Below are 12,362 nucleotides of genomic sequence, written 5' to 3' on the forward strand. Positions count from 1 at the left end.
GCACATGTCGACTGAAATTCAGGGAGGAAAGATTCTCCCTATCGAAATATCGGAAGAACTAAAAAAATCGTTTATCGATTATTCCATGAGTGTTATCGTCAGCCGGGCTTTGCCGGATGTACGGGATGGTTTAAAACCGGTTCATCGCCGCATTATCTATACCCTGCATGAATTGGGGATGACTCCTAATAAGCCTTACAGTAAATCCGCCCGTCTGGTGGGGGATTGCATGGGTAAATTCCACCCTCATGGGGATTCCTCTATCTATGATGCGGTAGTTCGGCTGGCTCAGGATTTTTCCACCCGTTATCCCTTGATCGACGGACATGGCAATTTTGGCTCGGTTGACGGTGATTCAGCTGCGGCTATGCGTTATACGGAAGCAAGAATGGCTAAAATCACTCAATATATGCTGGCCGATATCGATAAGGATACGGTGAATTTTCAACCTAACTATGATGAGCGGGAACAAGAGCCCAAGGTGATGCCGGCTAAATTCCCCAATCTCTTGGTTAACGGTTCGGCAGGAATTGCGGTGGGGATGGCTACAAATATCCCTCCCCATAATCTCACGGAAGTGATTGAGGGAACGATTGCTCAGATCGATAATCCTGACATCGAGATTAAAGAACTGATGACCTATATCAAGGGACCTGATTTTCCTACCGGCGCCTCCATTATGGGAACGGAAGGGATTATCTCTGCTTATAGAACCGGTAAAGGAAGCTTTAGAATCCGTGCCAAAGCCCATGTTGAGGAGATGGAGAAATCCGGGAAAATGCGGATTATCGTGACTGAGATTCCTTATATGGTGAACAAGGCCCGCTTGGTTGAAAAAATTGCTGAACTGGTTCGCGAGAAAAGGATCGAAGGCATTACGGATCTCCGGGATGAATCGGATCGGACCGGGATGCGGATTGTCATGGAACTGCGCCGGGACATCAATCCTCAGGTGCTTCTCAATCAGCTCTATAAGCATACCCAGATGGAAGACAGCTTCGGGGTCAATATTTTAGCCTTAGTGGACGGTCAGCCGAAAGTTCTTAATCTTAAACAAATTATTCATCACTTTATTGAACACCAAAAAGATGTAATTGTGCGCAGAACCCGCTTTGAGCTGAATAAAGCTGAAGCTGAAGCCCATATTTTAGAGGGTTTGAGAATAGCCCTGGATTATATCGATGAAGTGATCAGTATTATCCGGACTTCCGCTGATGAGCAGAGCGCCAAAGATAATTTAATGTCTCGCTTCGGACTTAGTGACAAGCAATCCCAGGCTATTGTCGATATGCGCCTGAAACGGCTGACCGGCTTGGAACGGGAGAAGATTGAAGAGCAGTATCAAAAAATTCAAGAGACCATTGCCTATTTAAAAGCAGTTCTCAATTCAGAGCAAATGGTGCTCAATATTATTAAGCAAGAGCTGCAAGAGGTCAAAGAAAAATTCGGTGATGAACGGCGTACGGAGATTTCTTTTGATGCCACCCATATGAACATCGAGGATTTAATCGATGATGAAGAAGTGGTCATCACCATGTCCCACAGGGGATATATCAAGAGGATGCCTCTGAATACCTACAAAAGCCAACGGCGCGGGGGTAAAGGTGTCCATGGCATGGCCACCCGGGAAGAGGATTTCGTGGAGAAGATCTTTACCACCTCGACCCATCAATATATTCTCTTCTTTACCACCCGGGGCAAGGTGTATCGTTTAAAAGCTCATGAAATTCCCGAAGCAGGCCGTACAGGCAAAGGAACGGCACTTGTCAATCTCTTAAGCATTAATCCCAGTGAAGAAAAGATCACCGCTGTGTTATCCATCAGAAAGTATAATGAGGATTTCCATCTCTTTATGGCCACCAGGAATGGGATTGTCAAGAAGACCTTGCTGAAGGAGTATGACTCACCTCGCAAAGACGGCTTAATTGCCATCAGTTTAAGCGGTGATGATGAACTGATCGGAGTTCGTTTAACCAAGCCTGATGAGCATATCATCATAGCAACTAAAAATGGTTTATGTATTCGTTTCCTGGAGTCTGATGTACGTCAAATGGGCAGAACCGCTCATGGAGTCAAAGGGATTTCTTTGGCAAAAGGGGACCTTGTGGTGAGTATGGATGTGATATATGAGGAAGAAGTGGAAATACTATCCATGACAGAGCAAGGCTTCTCCAAGCGGACCAGTCTCTCTGAGTATAGAGTGCAGGGACGGGGCGGCAAGGGAATCATTGCTACCAAGCTCAATGCTAAAACAGGTAAACTGGTGGGGCTTAAGGTGATGAGACCTGAAAACGATATGATGATCATCACTGAAGATGGAATTATCATCCGTCAGGAAGTATCCGGTATTTCCAAACAAGGTCGTTCAGCCCAGGGAGTTATGGCCATGAGAACCGGTGAAAGCAAAGTGGTAGCTATTGCTGTCGTTGACAATAAAGAAGATACTGAAGAACCAGAATTAGAATTAGAAGAAATAGAATCTGAGGAATAATCTCAATATAATATAAGGCCAGTGTTTTAAGTAGGAACCGTCTCACTGTGCAGAGAGTCAGTACTCTGTACCACTGTGGTACAGAGTACGAGCAGAATGGGGCTGATTATCCATGAATGAGAGGATCGGAGTATTATCTCTGGAGGGAACCGATCATGATCCTTGCCGGTTTTTGAGGCAATTAGGGTGCGAAGTGATTAAGGTTCAGCAAAGGGAAGATTTAATCGATATTCAGGGTTTAATCATGACAGGCACAGGAAATAAGGCGAACAATCTTGGGCAACCTGGTCTGGGAGATAGGATTAAGGAATTAGCCATGACGGATTTTCCTATTTTCGGGCTATCGGCCGGAATGGTTTTATTGAGCAAAGAATCTCCCGGTCAGGGAAATGATCGGCTGGGGCTGATGGATTTGACGGTGACTAAGGAACCTATGGCGGGAAGGACGGAGGCTTATTTAACCATTCCGGCTTTAGGACTCACACCGCTGAAGGCGATCTTCAATGATGCTCCTTATATTCAGGAAATTGCCCCTAATGTAGGGATTTTAGCAGAATATAATGGTAAAATAGTCTTTGTACGACAAGGCAACATGTTAGCTAGTGCCTTTCATCCTGGACAAACAGAGGATGACCGCATTTACCGTTATTTTCTGGATATCGTCAATGGACAAATCTAAATGGAAGTGGTCAGATATGGAGGATTTCAGATGCTAGATCTCAAATTTGTACGCACGAACCCCGAAATAGTTAAGGAAGCGCTTAAAAAAAGAAATTCCAATGTCAGCTTGGATGATTTTCTGGAACAAGAAGAAGAGCGCCGCAAGCTTCTTTTTGAAGTGGAATCATTAAAAGCCAAGCGAAACACGGTCTCTGAAGAGGTAGGGCGCCGGAAAAAACATGGGGAAGATGCGGAACAGCTTATTTTAGAGATGCGGGAAGTGGGACAAAAAGTTAAGAATCTCGAAGATAAATTAGGTGAGATTGAGCAGAGCATGGAAGCTGTGCTCTATGAGATTCCTAATATTCCTCATCAATCAGTTCCTGTAGGAGCTGATGAGGAGGCCAATGTTCAGGTTCGCGCCTGGGGGAATCCCCGTTCCTTTGATTTTGAGCCCTTAGCTCATTATGAGATCGGTGAAAAGCTGGACATCCTGGATTTTGCCCGGGCAGGGAAGGTTACAGGAGCTCGCTTTACTTTTTATAAAGGTTTAGGTGCTAAGCTGGAAAGAGCCTTAATCAGCTTTATGCTGGACCGGCATAGCGCTAAAGGATATGTGGAAGTTCTGCCTCCTTATATGGTTCATCGCAATTCTATGATTGGTACCGGGCAGCTTCCTAAGTTTGAAGAAGATGCTTTTAAGGTGGCGGGAACCGATTATTTCTTAATTCCTACTGCCGAAGTCCCGGTCACCAACATGTATCGGGAAGAAATCCTGGAAGCCGAGCAATTGCCGATTCATCACTGTGCCTATAGTGCTTGTTTCCGTGCGGAAGCAGGTTCGGCAGGCCGGGATACCCGGGGTCTGATCCGGCAGCATCAATTTAATAAAGTGGAACTGGTGAAGTTTGCCTTTCCTGAAAATTCTTATGAGGAACTGGAGTCCTTAACCCGGGATGCGGAGAGTATTCTCCAGGAGCTTGAGCTTCCCTATCGGGTGATGGCTCTATCTACGGGGGATCTGGGCTTTACTTCAGCCAAGACTTACGATCTGGAAGTATGGCTGCCCAGCTTTAATACTTACCGGGAGATTTCTTCCTGTAGCAATTTTGAAGATTTTCAGGCCCGCCGGGCCAATATTCGCTTCCGCCGGGCACCGAAAGCCAAGCCTGAGTTTCTCCATACTCTCAATGGCAGTGGTTTAGCCATCGGCCGCACGGTTTCCGCCATTCTTGAAAATTATCAGGAAGCTGACGGCAGAGTGAGAGTTCCTAAAGCGCTTCAGCCTTATTTGGGCGTCGAGTATATTGGGTAGTTGCATTAGCTGGTAAGGTTTATAGTGATTAGGTAATAGTGATTAGATTATAGTTGTTGTATTATAGTGCTTATGTAAATTTACAAGAATAAACATGGAGAAGAGAAAGTTTACATAAGGAATCATTCTGCGTGCTTTCTCGATTCCCTAAAATTAGATAGATCTTGAACATTTACAGAGGAAAAATTTTATGCTATACTAAATTTCGTCACGTCACGGAGGGGTGTCCGAGTGGTTTAAGGAGCCGGTCTTGAAAACCGGTGACTCCGCAAGGGGCCGTGGGTTCGAATCCCACCCCCTCCGCCATTATGGAGTTCTGAAGTTCGTAGTTCGATACGCGAGTTACGGACTTTTTTACAATAATAATGTGGTTGTGCAAACCAAATTTGGCCTCGTAGCTCAGGTGGATAGAGCGGGGGTTTCCTAAACCCTGTCTTGCGGGGGTTCGAGTCCTCCCGGGGCCACCATTAATACAGAGGTATTATGAATCATCAGGACTATATGCGCTTAGCCCTTGAAGAAGCTGAAATCGCCTTTGCCCAGGGAGAAGTTCCCATCGGGGCAGTGGTGGTGCATAAGGGAGAAGTCATTGCCAAGGCTCATAATGAAAAAGAGCTAAGGCAGGATCCCACGGCCCATGCTGAAGTTTTGGCTGTACAGCGGGCAACTCAGGCCTTGGGAGTTTGGCGTCTTTCTGAAGCCACTCTCTATGTGACCCTGGAACCTTGCCCAATGTGCGCCGGTAGTTTGGTTCAGGCCCGCCTAAAAACCCTTGTCTTTGGCGCGGCTGATCTTAAAGGCGGAGCAGTAGGTTCTGTGACCAATGTTCTGGATGTGAACCGCTGGAACCACCGTGTGGAGGTGGTGGCGGGGGTATTGGAAGAAGAGTGTGCCCAGATTCTGAAGGATTTCTTTCGGAAGCTAAGGTAAAGTTTAATTTGCTTAAATGAGAATAAAGTAGTGATTGTCATTTAAGCTTTATAGTGTGGAGGAGTATCGAAGTGGTCATAACGGGGCTGACTCGAAATCAGTTGACGGGCAACCGTCCGTGGGTTCGAATCCCACCTCCTCCGCCATTGTAAATGAGATCCGCATTAGTAAGTTAATGCGGATTTTTTGTTGGAATAGAGAGGGTTGAAGAGGTGGGATTCGAACGGGAGGGAGATAAAAAATGCGCCCTTAGGAAGCATTTTTCCCGACCCGGCGTGATAGCGAGGGAATCCGAGCGGAGCGAATCCCACCTCCTCCGCCATTGTAAACGAGATCCGTATTAGCGAGCTAATACGGATTTTTTGTCTCTTCCCTTAAAATCCGGCAATTTGGAAAATCGCGAAGCCTGCTTCCTAATTTTTAAAAAGGGCGAATTTTCAACACGGCTTTCGACTGGATAATAAATATTCAGTAAGGTTACTACCTCATGCGTACCGTGACTTGGATGGCATATGGATTTGGGACATCTTAATCTTAAATAAAACTTTACACAACTGAATCAAAACTATTATAATTGCAATGATATGTGATGGTTTGAATTGATATAAATATGGTTGTGTTAATTTATACTTGGTTACTTAATTATAAATGGGATGCCGCTTTATAGGGAAACGCATTATCCTTCGGTTTAGCACATCAATCTCAACAGCTTCAGGAGCTTATGGGGAGATTTGAACTTTAATAGATAAAGGGGATTAAGGTGAATGACGATCCGGCATCTGAGAATTTTTATCACAGTTTATGACGAGCGAAATATGACGGCTGCCGCTGCTAAGCTTTTTATGACACAGCCTTCTGTCAGTCAGGCTATCAAAGAACTGGAGAATTTTTACAGAGTAATCCTTTTCGAGCGGCTGTCCCGGAAATTATATGCCACCTCGTCAGGAGAAAAATTATATCAATATGCATGCCATATTATTAACTTATTTGATGAATTGGATGATGTCCTGAAGCAGGATGCCTATCGGAAGAAGCTGGTCGTCGGTGCCAATTATACTGTTGGTGTCGTTTTGATCCATCAGTATATCGCACAATTCAAAAGCCTTTATCCTGACTCAGATGTCATGGTTATGGTAAACAAATCCTCGATTCTTTTGGATAAACTCAGGAAAAATGAATTGGATTTGGCCTTGGTGGAAGAAGTACCAAATGAATCTGATTTAGTGGGAGATTTCTTTTATAACGATCATATCGTTATTGTTGCCTGCCCGGACCATCCCCTTTTAAACAAGACGGCGATAACTGGGCAAGATATCGTCAATGAAAATCTCTTGCTGCGCGAGAAAGGTGCGGGTGTCAGGAACCTCTTTGAACAACTAATGAACCAGCTCGGTTTCGCAATTAAACCCTATTGGGAAAGCACCAGTACAACGGCTTTGATTAACGCGGCCATTAATAAGATAGGCATTGCCGTACTGCCTTATCACCTGGTCAAAGAATACATTGCTTCAGGTTCATTGAAGGAAATCGAAGTAAAGGGGATTAACTTCAACCGAAAACTGATGGTTGTTTATCATAAAAATAAGTTTCTGACAAGCGCCATGCAGGATTTCATCAAAATATGCCACGAAGCATAAACAAGATAAAACCCCGGGGATCCCTTAAGCATAGCTTACTTTGGGAATCCTCCGGGGTTTTATGTTTCAGGAGATTCTAAGATGGCCGGAAATATGTTCTGTCTTAAACGGCAATCATTACGGAAGTCGCTTTAATAATCGCTTTGGCTTTGACGCCGGGCTCAAGATCAAGTTCTTTCACGGCAAGCATAGAGATCGTGGAAGTAATCATCATTCCGCCGTCGGTTTTTAAGGTCACGATCGCATTTACTGTGCCGTTTTCTACCTTAACAATTTCACCTGCAAGCTGATTCCGTGCGCTGAGCTGCATTTCACCGACGCCGATCATCACTTCCGTGGCCTTGATCACTGCTGTCGCTGTTTTCCCAGGAGCAAGATCCAAGTCCTTTACTGATGCCAGGGAAATCGTGGCCGTAATTGTTTCACCTTTGTCGGTTTTTAAGGTCACGATGGAGTTTACTGTACCTTCCTGGATAGATTCAACTTTCCCCGTAAATTGATTTCTTGCACTAATCATGTTTATCCTTTCTATCGCCATTAATGGTTTAAATACAAGAAAGAATGGCATCTTTCTTCGTGATATCTAAATAATACTTTATAAGATACCATATATCCAATTCAATAATTCTATATTTTACATAGCCAACAGCCTATGGTTAGGGTATGTCTTTATCGTTTCGAATGAAGATATATCTAAGGTATATCTGTTTTTTGATGAGATTCAGGGAGTCACCGGCTGGGAAAAGTGCATCAATTCCTATATGATGGCAAATGTTGGGATGACCTTCTCTGCTACGGCAATTTCAAAATATCTCAAAAGTGAGGGACGCACTGTTGCACCAGAAACAATATTGAACTATATTAAGGCTGGTGAGGATGCCTTTCTTTTCTATCGTGTCCGCAGACAGGATTTGCAGGGAAAGAAGATTCTCACTGTCAATGAAAAATACTACATTGAAGGATATTAGCCTCATTTTTAAGAATATTGTTTTTATAGAACTGCTACGCCGTGGTTATAAGGTCACCGTTGGAAAAGCAGGTGAATTTGATATGAGCAGGGATGACATAAAGCATTGTAACAAAAAAGAGGAACCATGCATCCTCTTGAGAGAATTGCTTGGTTCCATCTTAACGCTTATTTTTTCTGAACAGGAATCCAAATTTCGCTGTAATAGTTTTCATCCTGGTTCCCGTTCGGATAATCCGCTATATTGGTGTACATTTCAATATTGTACCCCGCTGCAATTTCATAATCCTTGCAATTAGGCAGCCATTCGGAGAAGATTTTTTGATTCGTATTTTGCAGGGATTGGGGCATAGCGCCTTTGCAGGCAAAAACAGCCCAGGAGTGTTTCGGAATAACCTTTGTAATAAAGCCATCCGGAAGTTCGCTGGAGGAAGCATAATCGTCCGCGATCAGATACTCGAACTCATCTGAGCCCATGCTCTCATCTACACATACTCCGTACATTCCGCAGACAATCTTGTTTTTTCCCGTTTGATAATGTTCTGTCCAGAACTTCGGAATTTCTGTTCCCGCAGTATCATACTTAAACACCTTAGATATACCCATGATAGTGAACGCTTCTTTTTCAATAATTCTGTAATCCATGATAAAACCGCCTTCCAATGAAAATTTGATTTTTAGGGGAGCAAAAGTTTTGATCATTGCTCCGTCTTTTCGAACAGCAGTAGGTGTGACACCGTGGAAACGAAGGAATGCTTTCGTGAAACTATCCGGTGAGTCATAACCGTATTTCAAAGCAATATCAATAATTTTTCCATCAGTAGAAACAAGCTCACTGCCGGCAAGGGTGAGCCTGCGCTGCCGGATATACTCTCCAACCGTAAAACCGCAAAGCATGGCAAAGCCCTTTTGGAAATAAAACGAGGACACAAATGCCTGTTTTGCAATATTATCTATGGTCAGTTCTTCGGTGATATTGTCTTCGATATAGTTGATTGCGTCACTGATACCTTCAATCCAGCCCACAATTGTTACCTCCTGTCTGTAGATATATCCTATCAATTTTCATGGAGTTAGGTCCGACTTTTTATGCCATGTTTTGTCTTGTCTGAGGCTTAGATTAATTTTTTTTGATCCTACCTTCAGCAAGGCCTATAGCCAATTATAATAGATTTCACTTGTAAAACAATGATCCTCATAACAATTGAGAGAATTAGGGGAGGTTAAGTATGGAATATAAACAAAGAGACTATTCATTGTTCTCAGCTTGTGGATTAAATTGCGGACTGTGCCCACGTTATCAAATGAATGGAGCATCACAATGTCCCGGTTGTGCCGGGAAAGATTTTCTTGCCAAACATCCTAAATGCGGGGTGTTATCTTGCAGTCAGCGCAAGGGGTTTGAATATTGTTATCAGTGTAATCAATTTCCCTGCCCAAAATATGAGGGTGCTGACCAAGCGGATTCTTTCATCACTCACTTGCATCAGTTCAGAGACATGGAGAAAGCGAAAAGATGGGGGATTGACACCTATAGACAGGAATTGAACGAAAAGGTCGGTATGTTGGAAGAACTGTTGGCCAACTACGATGATGGACGGCGGAAGAGTTTGTTTTGTCTTGCGGTCAACCTTTTGGAAGCAGAAGATATAAAACAGGTATTGGAGCAGCTTATATCTGAAACAGGATCGGATGCTCCTTTAAAAGAAAAAGCGGCCTCTGCGGTTGGTTTATTGCAGGCAATGGCGGAACAGCGAAACATCACCTTGAAATTACGCAAGAAATAAAAAGTATACTAAAGGACTTGATGGTTACGAATGTAAAATTTCAGATGTCAGAGGGCAATAAAGAACCGAGACTCTGCGGCCTCGGTTTTTTATTATGACGATGAACGAACAGACTGTCTATTTAATCTTTGTAACCGATAAGTTTGCATACCGGTGAGCATAAATTGCCGCCGGTATATTTGCAAAATGAGCACCATATCCGGGTTCCGGCCATGTAAGGAGATTTGCGGTTTAAACATTTTTGGGGCAACCCTTTAGGTGGAGTAGTGTACTTCATAGTGAGGCCTCCTTTGATTTTTGTAAGGCTATTGTACATCTGGTTTGTGACCTCAATATGGCCTATGGAATTTTATTTAGGCAAGATTACAGTAAACGTGGTTCCGGCACCTGGTTTGCTTTCACATTGTATAGTTCCGCCGCACAGCTCTACAATCCGTTTCACAATAGCCAGCCCCAATCCGTTTCCCGCCTGGGCATGTGATGTGTCGGCCTGATAAAATTTCTCAAAAATCCGGCTGACGTTTTCCTCGGCAATCCCGATTCCCTCATCCGCTATGTTAACCAATATGGTGGTCGATAGTTCTTTGGCGGTAATCGTAATGGTCCTATGCTCAGGGGAGAATTTGATCCCATTCTCAATCAAATTCATCCAGAGTTGCTGCAGCAGTTCCGGATCACCCCAATACATAATCGGTTCCAGATAAATATCCAAATCAAGATTTTTTTTGCTCCACTGTTCTTCCAGCAGGAGGACCACCTTGCGAATATGCTCATCCAGGGAAAATGACACCGATTTATCATAAATCACCTGATTGTCCAGCCGTGACATTTTCAGCATATTGGAGCACAAACGATTTAAGCGGCTTGTTTCTTCGATAATGATCTGAGTATATTGATCAAATTCTTCATCGGAAAGATTTCTGTCCTGGAGCATTTCCACAAAACCTTGAATAGAGGCTATGGGGGTCTTGAATTCGTGGGAGACATTGCTCATAAAGTCTTTGCGCAGGTACTCCATTGTTTTTAGCTCAGCAGCCATTAGGGTGAAATTTTTGGCCAGTATTCCTAATTCATCTTCGCTCTTATGCTCAATGACAACGTCAAAGTTGCCCTTCGCGATCTCCTTGGTTGCGGTGCTCATATGAATCAGAGGATCGGAGATAAATTTAGCGGCAAAATAAAGCAGGATAAAGCCGATAACAGAGCAAGCCACGACGACCCCTGCCAGCAAACAAATCAGCGTGCCTGGTGCCAATTCCCGGCCGTCGTTCAAAAACAGCGTGTAATATCCTGTAGCAAGCCCCAAGGAGGCGGCACAGGAAAAGCACAGAATAACCAAAGCGATCAGTGTGGATTTGGCACGGATAGAACGGGATATTTTTTTGATCATAGCATTCTCTCCGCTTTGTAGCCCAGTCCGCGGATGGTTATAATTTGAAATTCCGGCCGGCTTTCAAATTTCTTGCGGAGCTTCTTGATATGGCTGTCCACCGTACGGTCATTGGCTTCCGAGTCCATACCCCAGATTTCATCCATGAGCTGCTGGCGGGTAAAAATCTTTTTCGGATAGCTTAACAATTTAAACAGAAGATAAAATTCTTTTTTAGGAAGCTCATAGGTCATATCAGGTGCGGTAACCGTTAAGGTATCATAATCCAGCACCACATTCCCAATCTGCAGTTTATGGTCGTTGGCAATTTTTGCACGCCGTAAAATCGCTTCCACCCGCAGGATCAATTCATTCATATTGATGGGCTTTACCATATAATCATCCGTACCGACCCGGAACCCTTTTTCCTTGTCTGCAAAACTTTCCTTGGCAGTAACCATAAGAACCGGCAGATCATAATGAGCCTGCCGCAGCATTTCTGTCAGTTGATAACCATTGATGACCGGCATCATGATATCGGTTATCATGAGATCGATTTGTTCACTGTCAAGAATCGCCAGCGCTTTTTCTCCATCCACTGCCTGAAAAGCCTGATAGCCGGCTTGTTTCAGGCGGGCCGCTATGAGTGTTCTAAGATTTTTGTTATCCTCAACCACCAATATTCTAAACATCGGCTGTATCACCTTTCCGGGGTATAGTTGGGGTAAATTTCTCCGACAGTATAACAAACCAATATGTCCTCACTATGACCCAAGAGCAAATTTATATACATAAAAAGCCACAGGGTATTATTAGCCCGGTGGCTTTTTGATCAGCTGGAAAGATTAAGATTAAACCCTCACCTTATAGCATCTTCTCCGCTGTTTGTGCAGTGAAGATGAGCTGTTTGTCGACGGCTTGGGCTGTGCCGGAAAGGCGATAACCTTTCGGGCCGCCTTCTTTGGTAGCGCCGACAATCCATGCCTTATCGTTTGTTTTCAGGTTCTTCTGCGTGACTTCCATCTTATAGATGCCGAAAATCACCTGATCTCCCGAAACCTCACCTTTGCCGGCGATGATCGGGTGTGGTGTTCCGTCTGATCCTACTGTGACAAGCGTAACAAAGGCGGAACCCTCAATAACAGCTTTGATGTCGTCGTTGATAATCATTTTATCCTCTCCTTATGTAAAGTACTAGATAGCTAT

12 protein-coding genes and 3 tRNA genes are annotated in these 12,362 nt (G+C 44.0%); 9 read left to right on the plus strand and 6 right to left on the minus strand.

What is annotated here, in order from left to right; all coding sequences use genetic code 11:
* The first annotated feature begins 4 nt into the window (after positions 1-4).
* From gyrA to BUA14_RS09825, 8 genes are all read left to right on the plus strand, one after another.
* Positions 5-2,491, plus strand: coding sequence for a DNA gyrase subunit A (gyrA, locus tag BUA14_RS09790; protein WP_072772440.1), 2,487 nt, complete (start codon positions 5-7; stop codon positions 2,489-2,491).
* Between the two features lie 112 nt (positions 2,492-2,603).
* Complete coding sequence (gene pdxT, locus BUA14_RS09795) at positions 2,604-3,170, plus strand: pyridoxal 5'-phosphate synthase glutaminase subunit PdxT (RefSeq protein WP_072772441.1); 567 nt, start codon at positions 2,604-2,606, stop codon at positions 3,168-3,170.
* Positions 3,171-3,200: 30 nt separating this feature from the next.
* Positions 3,201-4,466: a serine--tRNA ligase gene (serS, locus tag BUA14_RS09800; RefSeq protein WP_072772442.1), complete on the plus strand. Its 1,266-nt coding sequence runs from the start codon at positions 3,201-3,203 to the stop codon at positions 4,464-4,466.
* 217 nt (positions 4,467-4,683) lie between these two features.
* Positions 4,684-4,772 (plus strand) — tRNA-Ser (locus BUA14_RS09805).
* An 82-nt stretch (positions 4,773-4,854) separates the two neighbouring features.
* Positions 4,855-4,933: transfer RNA gene (locus BUA14_RS09810), tRNA-Arg, on the plus strand.
* A 16-nt stretch (positions 4,934-4,949) separates the two neighbouring features.
* On the plus strand, positions 4,950-5,396 hold the full coding sequence (gene tadA, locus BUA14_RS09815) for a tRNA adenosine(34) deaminase TadA (protein ID WP_072772443.1): 447 nt from the start codon (positions 4,950-4,952) through the stop codon (positions 5,394-5,396).
* A gap of 57 nt (positions 5,397-5,453) precedes the next feature.
* Positions 5,454-5,542 (plus strand) — tRNA-Ser (locus tag BUA14_RS09820).
* A 618-nt stretch (positions 5,543-6,160) separates the two neighbouring features.
* Positions 6,161-7,033 carry a LysR family transcriptional regulator gene (locus BUA14_RS09825; protein WP_072772444.1) on the plus strand — a complete coding sequence of 291 codons (873 nt, stop codon included), beginning with the start codon at positions 6,161-6,163 and terminating at the stop codon, positions 7,031-7,033.
* A gap of 103 nt (positions 7,034-7,136) precedes the next feature.
* Here the strand turns inward: BUA14_RS09825 and BUA14_RS09830 are convergent, their stop codons facing one another.
* A complete protein-coding gene (locus BUA14_RS09830) occupies positions 7,137-7,550 on the minus strand; it encodes a TOBE domain-containing protein (protein WP_072772445.1) in 414 nt (137 codons plus the stop codon).
* A gap of 618 nt (positions 7,551-8,168) precedes the next feature.
* A complete protein-coding gene (locus BUA14_RS09840; RefSeq protein ID WP_072772447.1) occupies positions 8,169-9,026 on the minus strand; it encodes an AraC family transcriptional regulator in 858 nt (285 codons plus the stop codon).
* 203 nt (positions 9,027-9,229) lie between these two features.
* Here BUA14_RS09840 and BUA14_RS09845 point away from each other — a divergent pair, with 203 nt between their 5' ends.
* Positions 9,230-9,787: a DUF3795 domain-containing protein gene (locus BUA14_RS09845; RefSeq protein ID WP_072772448.1), complete on the plus strand. Its 558-nt coding sequence runs from the start codon at positions 9,230-9,232 to the stop codon at positions 9,785-9,787.
* A 121-nt stretch (positions 9,788-9,908) separates the two neighbouring features.
* On the opposite strand, the gene BUA14_RS27870 is transcribed toward BUA14_RS09845, so the two are convergent.
* From BUA14_RS27870 to BUA14_RS09860, 4 genes are all read right to left on the minus strand, one after another.
* Positions 9,909-10,064 carry a hypothetical protein gene (locus BUA14_RS27870; protein WP_178371667.1) on the minus strand — a complete coding sequence of 52 codons (156 nt, stop codon included), beginning with the start codon at positions 10,062-10,064 and terminating at the stop codon, positions 9,909-9,911.
* A gap of 72 nt (positions 10,065-10,136) precedes the next feature.
* Positions 10,137-11,177 (minus strand): HAMP domain-containing sensor histidine kinase, encoded by a 1,041-nt coding sequence (locus tag BUA14_RS09850; protein ID WP_072772449.1) that lies wholly within the window; start codon positions 11,175-11,177, stop codon positions 10,137-10,139.
* Entirely contained in the window at positions 11,174-11,848 is a 675-nt protein-coding gene (locus tag BUA14_RS09855; protein ID WP_072772450.1) for a response regulator transcription factor, read from the minus strand. The genes BUA14_RS09850 and BUA14_RS09855 overlap by 4 nt, the downstream gene beginning before the upstream one ends.
* Positions 11,849-12,020: 172 nt before the next feature.
* Positions 12,021-12,326, minus strand: coding sequence for a pyridoxamine 5'-phosphate oxidase family protein (locus BUA14_RS09860; RefSeq protein ID WP_072772451.1), 306 nt, complete (start codon positions 12,324-12,326; stop codon positions 12,021-12,023).
* Positions 12,327-12,362: the final 36 nt, after the last annotated feature.

The organism is Desulfitobacterium chlororespirans DSM 11544 (assembly GCF_900143285.1).
Lineage (GTDB): Bacteria > Bacillota > Desulfitobacteriia > Desulfitobacteriales > Desulfitobacteriaceae > Desulfitobacterium > Desulfitobacterium chlororespirans.

Excerpts from the sequence above, each read along its gene's own strand:
- gyrA (WP_072772440.1), top strand. The coding sequence starts at position 5 with ATGTCGACTGAAATTCAGGGAGGAAAGATTCTCCCTATCGAAATATCG.
- pdxT (WP_072772441.1), top strand. The coding sequence starts at position 2,604 with ATGAATGAGAGGATCGGAGTATTATCTCTGGAGGGAACCGATCATGAT.
- serS (WP_072772442.1), top strand. The coding sequence starts at position 3,201 with ATGCTAGATCTCAAATTTGTACGCACGAACCCCGAAATAGTTAAGGAA.
- tadA (WP_072772443.1), top strand. The coding sequence starts at position 4,950 with ATGAATCATCAGGACTATATGCGCTTAGCCCTTGAAGAAGCTGAAATC.
- BUA14_RS09825 (WP_072772444.1), top strand. The coding sequence starts at position 6,161 with ATGACGATCCGGCATCTGAGAATTTTTATCACAGTTTATGACGAGCGA.
- BUA14_RS09830 (WP_072772445.1), bottom strand. The coding sequence starts at position 7,550 with ATGATTAGTGCAAGAAATCAATTTACGGGGAAAGTTGAATCTATCCAG.
- BUA14_RS09845 (WP_072772448.1), top strand. The coding sequence starts at position 9,230 with ATGGAATATAAACAAAGAGACTATTCATTGTTCTCAGCTTGTGGATTA.
- BUA14_RS27870 (WP_178371667.1), bottom strand. The coding sequence starts at position 10,064 with ATGAAGTACACTACTCCACCTAAAGGGTTGCCCCAAAAATGTTTAAAC.
- BUA14_RS09850 (WP_072772449.1), bottom strand. The coding sequence starts at position 11,177 with ATGATCAAAAAAATATCCCGTTCTATCCGTGCCAAATCCACACTGATC.
- BUA14_RS09855 (WP_072772450.1), bottom strand. The coding sequence starts at position 11,848 with ATGTTTAGAATATTGGTGGTTGAGGATAACAAAAATCTTAGAACACTC.
- BUA14_RS09860 (WP_072772451.1), bottom strand. The coding sequence starts at position 12,326 with ATGATTATCAACGACGACATCAAAGCTGTTATTGAGGGTTCCGCCTTT.